Origin of the sequence: Vibrio orientalis CIP 102891 = ATCC 33934 (genome assembly GCF_000176235.1) — a bacterium.
Taxonomy (GTDB): domain Bacteria; phylum Pseudomonadota; class Gammaproteobacteria; order Enterobacterales; family Vibrionaceae; genus Vibrio; species Vibrio orientalis.
The window spans coordinates 1,713,060-1,726,319 of the sequence record NZ_ACZV01000005.1 but is presented as its reverse complement, the minus strand read 5'-3'; the positions used below and the strand labels follow the sequence as shown (position 1 = coordinate 1,726,319).

The window sequence follows — 13,260 nt, the reverse complement described above, 5'->3', positions numbered from 1 at the left end:
CTATATCATTGAAATCACGAACTCAAGAAAACATATCGGGATTCCCCTTTCAATAAACGGGGGCATCAAGTAAAATTCCGTCCCTATTTATCCATTATCTGATTCAGAGAACCATCGATACATGTCTTTGCTTGCTATAGGTATCAATCATAATACGGCCTCAGTCGAACTGCGTGAAAAAGTCGCATTTGGCCCGGAAAAGTTACCTGAAGCGTTAAAACAGCTTGGCGAAAATCCACTGGTTAACGGCAGTGTGGTTGTCTCAACCTGTAATCGCACCGAGATTTACTGTGATGTAAGAAACGGTAGCAAAGCAAAAGTCATTGACTGGTTGTCTCAATTTCATCAAGTCAGCCCTGAAGATCTTAAACCGAGTCTTTATGTCCATGAAGAGCAGGCAGCGATTCGCCATCTGATGCGTGTATCTTGTGGTTTGGACTCATTGGTACTGGGTGAACCGCAGATTTTAGGACAGGTCAAACAAGCGTATTCAGACTCTCGTGACCAAAAAGCGGTCGATTCAGCGATGGAAAAGCTATTCCAAAAAGCTTTCTCAGTTGCTAAACGAGTTCGTACTGAGACTGATATCGGTGGTAACGCCGTTTCTGTCGCTTATGCGGCGTGTACATTAGCGAAACATATCTTTGAATCATTAGAGAAGTCGACCGTATTAATGGTCGGTGCAGGTGAAACCATTGAATTGGTTGCTAAACACCTAGCGGGCAATGGTTGTACTAAGATGATTGTCGCTAACCGAACTAAAGAGCGCGCTATGCCGCTTGCCGAACAGTTTGGTGCTGAGGTGATTGGTTTGCCAGAGATCCCTGAGCACTTGTCACGTGCAGATATTGTGATCAGTTCGACGGCCAGTCCGCTGCCTATTATCGGTAAAGGTATGGTGGAGTCGGCGCTTAAAGCGAGACGATTCCAACCAATGCTATTGGTGGATATAGCGGTTCCTCGTGATATCGAGTCGCAAGTCGGTGAGCTCAACGACGCTTATCTATATTCGGTGGATGATCTTCAATCGATCGTCGATAGCAACATCGAACAGCGTAAAGTCGAAGCCATTCAAGCGGAAGCGATCGTCAGTGAAGAAAGTGCGGCATTCATGTCTTGGATGCGTTCACTACAAGCGGTGGATAGTATTCGAGAATATCGCCAATCAGCGAATGAAATTCGTGAAGATTTACTGAATAAAAGTTTACAGTCCCTTGCAGCAGGCGCTGATGCGGAAAAGGTATTGTTAGAGCTGAGTAATAAGCTGACTAACAAATTAATCCATGCGCCGACCAGAGCATTACAAAGTGCTGCAGAGCATGGTGAGCCAGCCAAGCTTGCCACTATTAGACAAAGTTTAGGTCTGGATAACTCTTAGTAACTAAGAGTGACAGACTTCATCAAACCCCTGAGTTAAAGAAAACTATGAAAGCCTCTATTTTAACTAAGCTAGAAACCCTAGTTGAGCGTTACGAAGAAGTTCAACACCTACTTGGTGATCCTGATGTTATTGGAAACCAAGACAAATTCCGTGCGCTATCAAAAGAGTACTCTCAGCTTGAAGAAGTGACTAAGTGTTTCCAAGCTTATCAGCAAGCTCAGGAAGATCTTGTTGCCGCTGAAGAGATGGCAAAAGAAGACGATGAAGAAATGCGTGAAATGGCGCAAGAAGAGATTAAAGACGCAAAAGAGACTATTGAGCGCCTAAATGATGAACTTCAAATCTTACTTCTTCCAAAAGATCCAAACGATGACCGCAACTGTTTCCTAGAGATCCGTGCGGGTGCGGGTGGTGATGAAGCGGGTATCTTTGCGGGTGACCTATTCCGTATGTACAGCAAATTCGCTGAGAAGAAAGGCTGGCGTGTAGAAGTGATGTCTTCTAACGAATCTGAGCACGGCGGTTACAAAGAAATGATCGCTAAAGTGTCTGGTGATGGCGCATACGGTGTACTTAAGTTTGAGTCTGGTGGTCACCGTGTTCAGCGTGTACCTGCAACAGAATCTCAAGGTCGCGTACACACATCTGCGTGTACGGTCGCAGTAATGGCAGAAATCCCTGAAGCGGAAATCCCAGAAATCAAAGCGGCGGACCTAAAAATTGATACATTCCGTGCATCGGGCGCGGGTGGTCAGCACGTTAACACCACAGATTCTGCAATCCGTATTACCCACTTACCAACCGGTACGGTTGTAGAGTGTCAGGACGAGCGTTCACAGCATAAGAACAAAGCGAAAGCGATGGCGGTACTGGCTGCACGTATCATTCAGGCAGAAGAAGCTAAACGCGCGGCTGAAGTATCTGATACACGTCGTAACCTATTGGGGTCGGGCGATCGTAGTGACCGTATCCGTACGTACAATTATCCGCAAGGCCGTGTTTCAGATCACCGTATTAACTTGACTGTTTACCGCCTAAACGAAGTGATGGAAGGTGATGTGTCTTGTTTGGTTGATCCTGTAATTCAAGAGCACCAAGCTGATCAGCTCGCCGCTCTAGCCGAGAACAACTAATCCAATGCCGGCTGAAAACAGTGTTGAATACACACTAAAGCAGGCCGTACAGCAACTTCAAGAGAGTGGCAGTGATTCGCCCTCTCTTGATGCCGCGGTGCTTCTTTGCCATGCACTCGACAAGCCTCGCTCATTTCTTCTTACTTGGCCTGACAAAATTTTAGATGCTCAGCAACTTGCTGCGTTCGATGATTTGTTGCAGCGTCGCCTAACGGGTGAACCTGTCGCGTATATCGTTGGCGAACGCGAATTTTGGTCATTGCCGCTGAAAGTTTCTCCGACCACTTTGATCCCTAGACCTGACACTGAACGTTTGGTTGAAATCGCATTAGATAAAGCGATGCAAATGGATGGCGATATTTTAGATCTTGGTACTGGAACAGGTGCAATTGCGCTGGCCTTGGCGTCAGAGCTACCACAGCGACAAGTAACCGGAATCGACCTTAAGCAAGATGCTCAGCAATTGGCACAAAGTAACGCGAGTGCATTGAACCTTAGCAACACTCAGTTTCTTGCGGGCAGTTGGTTCGAGCCGCTTGCCGCTGGTACAGAGTTTGCTTTGATTGTGTCAAATCCTCCTTATATCGAGAAAGAAGATCCGCACTTAACTCAAGGTGATGTACGCTTTGAGCCGTTAAGCGCGTTGGTAGCTGATGAAAAAGGCTTGGCTGATATTAAACATATTGCCACGCAAGCTCGAGATTACTTAATGGATAGTGGTTGGCTGATGTTTGAGCATGGCTTCGAACAAGGTGAGCCCGTCAGAGAATTATTACGATCGCTTGGTTACGACCAAGTGGCGACCTACAAGGACTATGGTGACAACGACCGAGTAACGATTGGTCAGTTTTCATCAATGAAGTAAGAGAGAATAACAATGTACGAAGGTTTAAAACATTTCCACCTGCTGACTATCGCAATTAGCGCCACCTTATTGTCAGTGCGCTTTGCAATGATGATGGCAAACTCAAACCTACTAGAGAAAAAATTCTTTAAGGTGTTTCCGCATATCAATGACACCGCACTATTGCTGTCAGGTATCGGCTTGATCTTTATCACTGGCTTCATTCCTTTCACGCCAGCCGCTCCGTGGCTAACTGAGAAGATAACCTGCGTATTGGCATACATTGCGCTAGGCTTTTTTGCCTTGAAGTTGGGTAAGAATAAATTGCTCAAAACATTCTCATTTTTTGGCGCGCTTGGTTGGTTAGCAATGGCTGGCAAAGTTGCTGTCAGCAAAACGCCGATGTTTTTCGGTTAATGATTTGGTTAAGAAGGTCTAATAGCCAATATGCTTGAGTTATTTGATGAAGATTTCGATGCTATGGAGCTCGCACAGGGCGCTTTAGCATTGAACAAAGCGATTTCCCCTCAAACAGAAGTTGAGTGGGCTGAAGCTGAACTAAATCGATTAGTTCGCGAGGCTGAATTAGCTTTATCGCACGAGATGAATGAAAAGCTGCGCTTTGAGTCACTTCTTCGCCTGTTCTACTATGAGTGGGAATTTCAGGGAGATAGAGACAACTATTTTCGTTCAGAAAATGGCTTTATCGACAAGGTTCTTGAGCAGCGTAAAGGCATTCCTGTCAGCCTCGGAGCGATACTACTATTTATTGCTCGTAAGCTTGATTTCCCTTTAGTGGGTGTGACTTTCCCGACTCAGTTTTTGCTTAAGTTGGAGTGGTACGGTGAGAAGCCACTTTATATCAACCCATTTAATGGTGAGTATGTTTCTGAGCATACCTTAAATGCCTGGATGATTGGCCATAAAGGTCCCTTAGCAAAGTTAGAATCAAAGCATCTTGAGGAAACGGACAACCCAACCGTGATTGGTCGTTGGTTGGCGCTGTTGAAAAGTGCTCTGCTCCGTGAAGAGCGCTATACTTTGGCGTTGAAATGCACCGATTTAGCATTAACGTTTGTGCCTGATGATCCGTACGAGATCCGAGACCGAGGGTTTATCTATCAGCAACTAGATTGCCATCAGATTGCGTTAACGGATTACCAGTTTTTCATTGACCAGTGTCCTGATGATCCTGCTGCTGAGCTGCTAAAGAATCAAGTGTCAGCAATGAGCAGTACTCAAGTTACCTTACATTAAGCCCAGCAGTTAATCGCTGGCACTACACAAAATAGAGAGAAGAAAATGGAACAGAAAATTGTTCACGTTGGTGATATTCCAGTAGCGAACGACAAACCATTCACGTTGTTTGCAGGTATGAATGTTCTTGAATCTCGTGATCTTGCGATGCAGATTTGTGAGCACTACGTAAAAGTGACAGAAAAGCTCGGCATCCCTTACGTATTTAAAGCGTCTTTCGATAAAGCTAACCGCAGTTCTGTTCATTCATACCGTGGCCCAGGTCTTGAAGAAGGTATGAAAATCTTCCAAGAGCTAAAAGATACCTTTGGCGTAAAAATCATCACAGATGTTCACACCGAAGCGCAAGCACAGCCTGTTGCTGACGTGGTTGATGTGATTCAGTTACCAGCTTTCCTAGCTCGCCAAACTGACCTTGTTGAAGCGATGGCGAAAACAGGTGCGGTAATCAACGTGAAAAAGCCTCAGTTTATGAGCCCTGGCCAAGTTGGCAATATCGTTGATAAGTTCGCTGAATGTGGTAACGACAACATCATCTTATGTGAGCGTGGCTCTTGTCATGGTTACGATAACCTAGTGGTAGACATGCTTGGTTTTGGTGTGATGAAGAAAGCCTCAAATGGCAGCCCAATCATCTTTGATGTAACGCACTCTCTGCAAATGCGTGACCCTTCAGGTGCGGCATCAGGCGGTCGCCGTGAGCAAACTGTTGAACTGGCGAAAGCGGGTCTAGCGACGGGTATTGCTGGTCTATTTATTGAAGCTCACCCAACGCCAGATCAAGCGCGTTGTGATGGTCCATCGGCACTGCCGCTTGATAAACTGGAACCGTTCCTTGCTCAGATGAAAGCATTGGATGATCTGATCAAAGGTTTTGATCACATCGATATAAAGTAAGCCTTATTTATTGAGTGAAAAGCCGGCATTTAGCTGGCTTTTTTTATGTCTAAACAGATTAGCCAATCGTTGATTTACGCTCTAATTAGTGGGTTGGTTGTGATGTTATAACGTATCAATAACATCATGAAAGTAAAGCGTATTTTGTTTGCGTTATCATAATCTGTTGAATGGTTAACCAACCTCACAAACCACTCGAAAGCACATGAAAACGTTTGCTTGTGATCATTTATGAGTACAAGTGCAATTTTGATGGTTTGTTACACATTCGATATGAGATTAAGGTGATCAATCCGACATAAATATGAAATCACGCTGTCACGTCATTAAGGTTAATTTAAACTAGTTCAAGTTTTACTACTTTCTTAATGCGTAATCTTTCACGTATGTCTATTCCAAGAAAGTAGTGTTAAAAGCAGTGGAAACCCCAAAAAGTTCAAAAGGTATGACAATGAAGCAAGGCCTGATCGTAAAAAGCGCAATTAGCGCAGCAATCCTGGCAACTCTAGCTGGTTGTGCAACAGCACCTCAGCATGAGTGGGAAGCAGATAAAACTTACAAGCTGACAGTTCTTCACACCAATGACCACCACGGTCGCTTCTGGCAGAACAAATATGGCGAGTACGGCATGGCTGCTCGTAAGACGCTAATTGACGAGCTACGCGCTGAAATCGCTGCAGAAGGTGGTAGTTCACTACTACTATCTGGCGGTGACATCAACACAGGTGTTCCAGAGTCAGATCTTCAAGATGCTGAACCAGATTTCAAAGGTATGAGCAAAATTGGTTACGATGCAATGGCATTGGGTAACCACGAGTTCGATAACCCTCTAGAAGTACTATTCAAGCAGAAAGAGTGGGCTAACTTCCCAATGCTTTCGGCGAACATCTACGACAAAAAGACTGGCGAGCGTATGTTCCAGGCTTACGAGATGTTCAATAAGCAAGGTATCAAAATTGCGGTAATCGGTCTAACAACTGAAGATACAGCTAAAATTGGCAACCCAGAGTTTATCGGTGGTGTTGATTTCCGCGATCCTAAAGAAGAAGCGAAGAAGCTAATCGCTGAACTTGAAAAAACTGAAAAACCAGACCTAATCTTTGCTGTGACGCACATGGGTCACTACGAAGATGGTAAGCGTGGCATAAACGCACCGGGTGACGTTGCTTTAGCACGCTACGTAGATGAAGGTTCTCTAGATATGATCGTTGGTGGTCACTCTCAAGAGCCAGTATGTATGGAAGCACCAAACGTTGTTAAGAAGAACTTCAAGCCTTCTGACGAGTGTAAGCCAGACCTACAAAACGGTACTTACATTGTTCAAGCGCACGAATGGGGTAAATACGTAGGTCGTGCAGATTACGAATTCCGTAACGGCGAACTTGAAATGGTAAGCTACGATCTGATCCCAGTGAACTTGAAGAAAAAAGTTAAGATCGACGGTAAGAAACAACGTGTTCTAATCGAAGATGAAATCAAGCAAGACGAAGCACTGCTTGAATTCCTACGCCCTTACCAAGAGCAAGGCCAAGCGCAGCTTAATGTTAAGATCGCAGAAACTAACGGTAAGCTAGAAGGCGACCGTAACGTTGTGCGTTTCCAACAGACTAATCTAGGTCGCCTAATTGCAACTTCTCACATGGAGCGTGCAAAAGCTGACTTTGCTGTAATGAACTCTGGCGGTGTACGTGACTCTATTGAAGCGGGTGACGTAACATACAAAGATGTGCTAACAGTACAACCATTTGCCAACATCCTGACTTACACAGACATGTCTGGTAAAGAAGTTCTGGATTACCTAAACGTTGTTGCAACTAAGCCTGTTGACTCTGGTGCTTATGCTCAGTTCGCTGGTATTTCAATGACAGTGGCAGAAGGTAAAGTATCTAACGTATTCATCGGTGGCAAGCAGCTTCGTCTAGATGAAACGTACCGCTTTACAGTACCTAGCTACAACGCAGCTGGTGGTGATGGTTACCCTAAACTGACAGGTCATCCAGGTTACGTTAACACTGGCTTCGTAGATGCTGAAGTACTAAAAGATTACCTAGAGGCGAACAGCCCAGTAGACGTAAACAAATATGCACCATCTGGTGAAATGGTTTACAAGTAAGTTGACTCAAACTTATAAATCTCATTAAGCTAAAGCGCTACTCTTCGGAGTGGCGCTTTTTGTTTTGATGACCTTTGTTTGTAACAATCAGGAGGGAGTATGACTCCTGCTATTAATCTCGCTAAGAAGAAAAAAATAACCCACACTATCCACCAATATGAGCATGACCCTCGTGCCGACAGTTATGGGCTAGAGGCAGCCGAAGTACTTGGCCAAGACCCTGCGAAGGTGTTTAAGACGTTACTGTTTAGTCTAAATGGTGAGCCGAAAAACCTCGCCGTTGCGATTATTCCTGTTGAGCACAAGCTTAACCTAAAGCAAGCAGCAAAAGCGGCCAAAGCAAAAAAGGCTGAAATGGCCAACCCTGAGATCGCGCAGAAGACGACCGGATATGTTGTCGGTGGTATTAGTCCATTGGGGCAAAAGAAAGCGCTGCCGACATTTATTCACCAAAGTGCGCAAACGTTAGAGACGATCTGCGTGAGTGCGGGTAAGCGAGGTTTAGAGATTGAGCTTGCACCACAGGACTTAGCGATGCTGACACGCGGCCAGTTTGCGGAGTTATGTATTTAATACTCTCAATCTTTCCACAGAGTGACGAAAGAGCGAGTAGGGAATCGCTTATGAATTTCGACTCACTTGAAGAGATCCCCAACTCACTCGTCCCTCGTTCTTGAGGATGACGATAGTATATTTTGGCTATTGCTGAGTACGAATTTGTCATTCCATAGAGTGACGAAGGAGCGAGTAGGGAATCGCTTATGGATTTCGACTTACTTACAGAGATCCCCAACTCACTCGTCCCTCGTTCTTGAGGATGACGGTAGTTATATTTTGGCTATTTCTGAGTACGAATTTGTCATTCAATAGAGTGACGTAGGAGCGAGTAGGGAATCGCTTATGGATTTAGACTTACTTACAGAGATCCCCAACTCACTTGTTCCTCGTTCTTGAGAATGACGGTAGTTATATTTTGGCTATTGCTGAGTACGAATTTGTCATTCCATAGAGTGATGTAGGAGCGAGTAGGGAATCTCTTATGGATTTAGACTTATTTACAGAGATCCCCAACTCACTCGTCCCTCGTTCTTGAGGATGACGATAGTATATTTTGGCTATTGCTGAGTACGAATTTGTCATTCCATAGAGTGACGTAGGAGCGAGTAGGGAATCTCTTATGGATTTAGACTTATTTACAGAGATCCCCAACTCACTCGTCCCTCGTTCTTGAGGATGACGGTAGTTATATTTTGGCTATCGCTGAGTACGAATTTGTCATTCCATAGAGTGACGAAGGAGCGAGTAGGGAATCTCATCCAGTTTTTTGCTGACTTAAAATTACGCTTTGTCTCAAACTAACAGCAATAAAAAAGGGTTGGCACCAAGTACCAACCCTCTAGAATCTTGTTCTATCTGGAGCCGAATCTACTTCGTTTCTTCTTCCATCTGCGCATTATCTACCACATGGTTCTCGCCTAAATCTCTTGGCAGAACTAGGTTAAGCAGAATTGCCACGATACCGCATAGACTCACACCTTGAAGGCTGAACTCGCCAACACCGAAAGCCATACCACCAATACCAAACACCAGTGTAATAGCAACGATCACAAGGTTACGTGATTTATGCAGGTCGACGTTGTTCTTGATTAAGGTGTTCAGACCAACGGTGGCGATAGAACCAAACAATAGAATCATGATACCGCCCATGACAGGCATTGGGATGGTTTGCAGTACTGCGCCAAGTTTACCAACCAGTGCTAAGACGATGGCAGTAACGGCAGCCCAAGTCATGATCACAGGGTTAAAGGCTTTAGTCAGCATAACCGCACCAGTGACTTCTGAGTACGTCGTATTTGGCGGCGCACCGACCATAGATGCAGCGATGGTGGCTACCCCGTCACCAGTGATGGTACGGTGCAGGCCTGGTTTCTTAATGTAGTTTTTACCGGTTACGTTTGAAATCGCCAGCATATCACCAACGTGCTCAACTGCTGGTGCAATCGCAACTGGAATCATAAATAGGATTGCGTTGATGTTGAACTCAGGGAAAGTAAAGTTAGGCAATGCAAACCAAGCAGCTTGCTGTACCGGGGTGAAGTCAACAATACCGTAGCCAAGGCTTAGACAGTAACCGACAATGATACCGCCTAGAATTGGCGTTAGCTTCAAGAAGCCTTTCGCAAACACACTTAGAATAATCGTAGTCAGAAGTGATGCGATAGAAATAACTAAAGAGGCATCCGCATCAATAACTTGTGCGCCATCAACCTTACCTAGCGCCATGTTAACAGCAACAGGAGCAAGCCCTAAACCAATCACCATGATCACTGGGCCAACCACAACAGGTGGCAGTAGCCTATGAATGATTTCCACACCGCGTACTTTAATTAGCGCGCCCATTGCAACGTAGACAAAGCCCGCTGCCATTAAGCCACCCATAGTGGCAGGAACGCCCCATGTTTGTACGCCATAAAGAATAGGGGCAATAAATGCAAAAGAAGAAGCAAGGAAAATGGGTACGCTACGACGGGTCACAAGTTGGAAAAGAAGGGTTCCGACGCCAGCGCCAAACAGAGCAACGCTTGGGTCTAATCCGGTAAGTAGAGGTACCAACACCAATGCACCGAATGCAACAAATAGCATTTGTGCACCTTGAATGGCATTTTTCATATTGTTATTCCTTTCTATGGCTGGAGTGAAAACAGACATTGGTCATCTGCTTGGCAAAAATAAAATTCGCGGGATTTTATCATTGTGCCAAACGATTGCAATTCGAACTGGATCAAATATTTGGTGATTAATCGATAGAACTGCCCAATGAGTTAACGAGGTTGGCTTAGATTTTCGGTAGTGGAGTAGACCTTTAGTTGCCCCGTTGGCGATAGTTGCTTATCATCAGCGTTTAACGAGTAGTAAATTGATGTTAGGAAAAGTATGCGCCATTTAGCTTTGTTGGTTTTAGGGCTGGTTACATTACCTGCTATGGCTTTGACCAATGTAGATTTGTACCGTTCAGAAGTAGTGCTAGATCAAGCGGCAAAAAATGCCGATGCACAAGCACGAATCGAGGGTATGAAAGAAGTAATTGTTCGAGCTTCAGGTGACCGTAATGCAGTAACCAATGAAGTGGTAAAAAAAGCCTTAAACCAGAGTAGTCAATACCTTGCCCAGCTCAGTTATGGTCAGATGGGTGAAGCTCAAACCTTGAGAATGGGCTTCAGTGCGCCGCATATTCGTTCTCTTCTGAGCCAAGCTCAGCTTCCAGTATGGCCTGCTGCTCGTGCAAATATTCTTGTTTGGTTGGTTGAAGAACAAACAGACAGAAATATCATCTGGGAGCACTCACCTTCGGCAGTGCTTGAGCAGCTTAAAGGTCAGGCTGACAAGCGAGGACTACCGTTGACTGTGCCAGTCGGTGATTTCGATGATATTACCGGCGTAGCGGTTTCCGATTTATGGGGCGGTTTCGTCCAACCTGTCGGAGAAGCTAGCCAGCGCTATCTTGTCGATGCGGTACTGGTGGTAAAAGCGCAAGGTAATACATTGCGTTGGACGCTTTACGATCAAAAACCAGCGACGATTGGCGTGACTCGCCAAGCACCGTTATCAGGCTCAAACAATGGCGAAGATGCAGCGGTTAAGATGGTCAACCAACTTAGTGACTACTACGCGAAGAAAAACGCAGTTGTTGTTGCCAATGAATCATCTGAGGCTATCAAGGTTCGCTTTACCGAATTGAGTGACGCGGTTGGCTTCTTTACTTTGGAGAATAAGCTCAAGAAACTGAGCTCAGTTGCTTCTATCGATATTCTGAAGATTCAAGGTAACCAAGTGACCTTTAACGTGCACTTGCTCTCTTCGCCTGAAGAATTTAAGCAAGAAGTGTTACGCGCGGGCCCAATTAAACAGCTTGAAAGTGTTGTTGAAACGCCAGTGGTCGCGATTCCTGAGCCAACGGAACCAACACTTGAAGTGACGCCAGAGTCTGCTCAAGGCGCAGTAGAATCAAATGCACAGCCAACAGATGAGTCTACGCCATTAGAGTCAGCAAACACTCCGACGGCACCATTAGTTCCAGCTGAGCAAATCTTAGTTTATGAATGGCAAGGCAAACCGTATGTGTATGTTGCGCCAGCCATCGAAGGGGAAATTGTTATTACTCCAGATGTGACAGAAAATGAAGCGGAACCTGCCGTTCAATAATATTGTGCTTTTGATTAAGTCACACCAGCTTTGATAATTAAAAAACCGATGGAGCAGCCTATCGGTTTTTTAATGGCTTAGATTTATCGCTTAGCGTGTAACTATTGCATAATTAGCTCGATTGTAATTTGGTCGTACGAATAAACATCACCACCAAACTTCGCACTAAATGCACTTGCATCCTTTTGTTGGCTGAAACTTGCAAGCGTACTTCCCATCGCCCCTTTTTGATTAGAGCCCACCACATACCAAGCTGATTTAGCGTCTATAAAATATTGGTCATCTGCATGTTCCCACGGGCTTTTGCTCATATCATGAACATACACCTCACGTGCTAAACGTGTATTCTCTGGTTGTAACAGAAAAGCAAATAGGTCTTTTGTCGAACAAAATTTATTAACGCTTTCTTTGCCTTGCTGAAATGACTCACCTTTAGGTCCAGGGAAGTTACTGATGATCATGCCACATAGATGACACTCATCTGCTTTTTCAATCGCAACTGCCTCACGTAGCATGGTTTCTTGAGGATCTTCACTGCAACCTATCAACATCGCTGGGAGCAGTAGTACTAAGCTGACTTTGGCTAGTCGTTTTAACATCATGGAATGCCTCATTATAGTTTTTTGTGTCTAAAGATGATCATCGCGGCGACTAAAGGAGCAATGATCCAAGCTAACATGGTTAGCAGCAAAGTCGTCGTTGAATAGCTGCTGTTAATCGCCACTGCGAGGACGCCACTGACATCGCTTGTGTTTAAAGCTGAAAGGTTAATCAGTCGGAATAGATCGGCGGGATTGAACATCATCACTTGTACCAAGCTGTGTTGTGATAGACCATCATCCATACCGACCAACAGTGCCAGTAAGGTCAGATCAAACACCAAAACAAAAAATAACCAGATGAGCAGAGCTGCCCCCGCTGCTTTTGACTTCTCGCTCGCGAGTAAGCTAATTAAATACGCCAAGCTGATAAATGCGAGGCCAAGTAGGATTGAAGTGGTGATGAAAAGTGCAAAAGAGCTAAAGATGGCGCTTGCAGAGCTGGTGGCGCTAAGGAGCAAACCTGCGCTACCAAAGCCAATGATGGTGGCCAGCGAAATAATACTGCCTTGGCCGATAAACTTTCCGAGTAGCAACTGAGAATGGCTGATCGGATAGGTCATCAGCAGGAGTAAGGTGCCAGACTCTTGCTCGCCAACAAAGCTGTCATAGCAGAGCAGCAGGGCAATCAGCGGAATAATAAACACTGACAAGCTCGATAAACTGGCTATCGTGGTGGATAGTGAGGGTGCACTTAATTGTCCTGAGGCAGCACTACCGTAATAGCTTAAGCCTATCGCCATCACTGAGAAAATCAGGGTTATTGAGATCAACCAGCGATTGCGCAAACCGTCTTGGAACTCTTTAATGCCTACCGCAATAATAGGGTTCAT

The 13,260-nt window shown here is 45.1% G+C and carries 12 protein-coding genes; 9 read left to right on the top strand and 3 right to left on the bottom strand.

Features of this window, described 5'->3' with window-relative positions:
- Positions 1 to 121 precede the first annotated feature (121 nt).
- The 8 genes from hemA to ybaK all read left to right on the top strand — a co-directional run bounded on the left by hemA (position 122) and on the right by ybaK (position 8,198).
- Positions 122 to 1,378, top strand: a complete 1,257-nt coding sequence (hemA, locus tag VIA_RS18485; protein ID WP_004415002.1) for a glutamyl-tRNA reductase — start codon at positions 122 to 124, stop codon at positions 1,376 to 1,378.
- Positions 1,379 to 1,425: 47 nt separating this feature from the next.
- Positions 1,426 to 2,514, top strand: a complete 1,089-nt coding sequence (gene prfA / locus VIA_RS18480) for a peptide chain release factor 1 (RefSeq protein ID WP_004414998.1) — start codon at positions 1,426 to 1,428, stop codon at positions 2,512 to 2,514.
- A 4-nt stretch (positions 2,515 to 2,518) separates the two neighbouring features.
- Positions 2,519 to 3,379, top strand: a complete 861-nt coding sequence (gene prmC, locus VIA_RS18475) for a peptide chain release factor N(5)-glutamine methyltransferase (protein WP_004414996.1) — start codon at positions 2,519 to 2,521, stop codon at positions 3,377 to 3,379.
- Between the two features lie 12 nt (positions 3,380 to 3,391).
- Positions 3,392 to 3,775, top strand: a complete 384-nt coding sequence (locus VIA_RS18470) for a SirB2 family protein (protein WP_004414994.1) — start codon at positions 3,392 to 3,394, stop codon at positions 3,773 to 3,775.
- Between the two features lie 30 nt (positions 3,776 to 3,805).
- Positions 3,806 to 4,615, top strand: coding sequence for a SirB1 family protein (locus VIA_RS18465; RefSeq protein ID WP_004414992.1), 810 nt, complete (start codon positions 3,806 to 3,808; stop codon positions 4,613 to 4,615).
- A gap of 45 nt (positions 4,616 to 4,660) precedes the next feature.
- On the top strand, positions 4,661 to 5,512 hold the full coding sequence (gene kdsA / locus VIA_RS18460; protein WP_004414991.1) for a 3-deoxy-8-phosphooctulonate synthase: 852 nt from the start codon (positions 4,661 to 4,663) through the stop codon (positions 5,510 to 5,512).
- Between the two features lie 451 nt (positions 5,513 to 5,963).
- The gene (ushA, locus tag VIA_RS18455) at positions 5,964 to 7,625 is read left to right on the top strand and encodes a bifunctional UDP-sugar hydrolase/5'-nucleotidase UshA (protein ID WP_004414990.1); all 1,662 of its coding nucleotides are present in this window, start codon (positions 5,964 to 5,966) and stop codon (positions 7,623 to 7,625) included.
- 99 nt (positions 7,626 to 7,724) lie between these two features.
- Positions 7,725 to 8,198 carry a Cys-tRNA(Pro) deacylase gene (gene ybaK, locus VIA_RS18450; RefSeq protein WP_004414988.1) on the top strand — a complete coding sequence of 158 codons (474 nt, stop codon included), beginning with the start codon at positions 7,725 to 7,727 and terminating at the stop codon, positions 8,196 to 8,198.
- An 852-nt stretch (positions 8,199 to 9,050) separates the two neighbouring features.
- Here the strand turns inward: ybaK and VIA_RS18445 are convergent.
- Positions 9,051 to 10,295 (bottom strand): uracil-xanthine permease family protein, encoded by a 1,245-nt coding sequence (locus tag VIA_RS18445; protein ID WP_004418328.1) that lies wholly within the window; start codon positions 10,293 to 10,295, stop codon positions 9,051 to 9,053.
- A 264-nt stretch (positions 10,296 to 10,559) separates the two neighbouring features.
- Between VIA_RS18445 and VIA_RS18440 the strand changes: the two genes are divergently transcribed.
- Positions 10,560 to 11,828, top strand: a complete 1,269-nt coding sequence (locus VIA_RS18440) for a DUF2066 domain-containing protein (protein WP_004414985.1) — start codon at positions 10,560 to 10,562, stop codon at positions 11,826 to 11,828.
- A 101-nt stretch (positions 11,829 to 11,929) separates the two neighbouring features.
- Here the strand turns inward: VIA_RS18440 and VIA_RS18435 are convergent, their stop codons facing one another.
- Together VIA_RS18435 and VIA_RS18430 are read right to left on the bottom strand one after the other, a co-directional pair.
- Entirely contained in the window at positions 11,930 to 12,430 is a 501-nt protein-coding gene (locus VIA_RS18435) for a nitrous oxide reductase accessory protein NosL (RefSeq protein WP_004414984.1), read from the bottom strand.
- 11 nt (positions 12,431 to 12,441) lie between these two features.
- The gene (locus VIA_RS18430) at positions 12,442 to 13,260 is read right to left on the bottom strand and encodes an ABC transporter permease (RefSeq protein ID WP_004414983.1); all 819 of its coding nucleotides are present in this window, start codon (positions 13,258 to 13,260) and stop codon (positions 12,442 to 12,444) included.

Coding starts and splice junctions, on each gene's coding strand:
- hemA (WP_004415002.1), top strand. CDS start 122: ATGTCTTTGCTTGCTATAGGTATCAATCATAATACGGCCTCAGTCGAA.
- prfA (WP_004414998.1), top strand. CDS start 1,426: ATGAAAGCCTCTATTTTAACTAAGCTAGAAACCCTAGTTGAGCGTTAC.
- prmC (WP_004414996.1), top strand. CDS start 2,519: ATGCCGGCTGAAAACAGTGTTGAATACACACTAAAGCAGGCCGTACAG.
- VIA_RS18470 (WP_004414994.1), top strand. CDS start 3,392: ATGTACGAAGGTTTAAAACATTTCCACCTGCTGACTATCGCAATTAGC.
- VIA_RS18465 (WP_004414992.1), top strand. CDS start 3,806: ATGCTTGAGTTATTTGATGAAGATTTCGATGCTATGGAGCTCGCACAG.
- kdsA (WP_004414991.1), top strand. CDS start 4,661: ATGGAACAGAAAATTGTTCACGTTGGTGATATTCCAGTAGCGAACGAC.
- ushA (WP_004414990.1), top strand. CDS start 5,964: ATGAAGCAAGGCCTGATCGTAAAAAGCGCAATTAGCGCAGCAATCCTG.
- ybaK (WP_004414988.1), top strand. CDS start 7,725: ATGACTCCTGCTATTAATCTCGCTAAGAAGAAAAAAATAACCCACACT.
- VIA_RS18445 (WP_004418328.1), bottom strand. CDS start 10,295: ATGAAAAATGCCATTCAAGGTGCACAAATGCTATTTGTTGCATTCGGT.
- VIA_RS18440 (WP_004414985.1), top strand. CDS start 10,560: ATGCGCCATTTAGCTTTGTTGGTTTTAGGGCTGGTTACATTACCTGCT.
- VIA_RS18435 (WP_004414984.1), bottom strand. CDS start 12,430: ATGATGTTAAAACGACTAGCCAAAGTCAGCTTAGTACTACTGCTCCCA.
- VIA_RS18430 (WP_004414983.1), bottom strand. CDS start 13,260: ATGAACCCTATTATTGCGGTAGGCATTAAAGAGTTCCAAGACGGTTTG.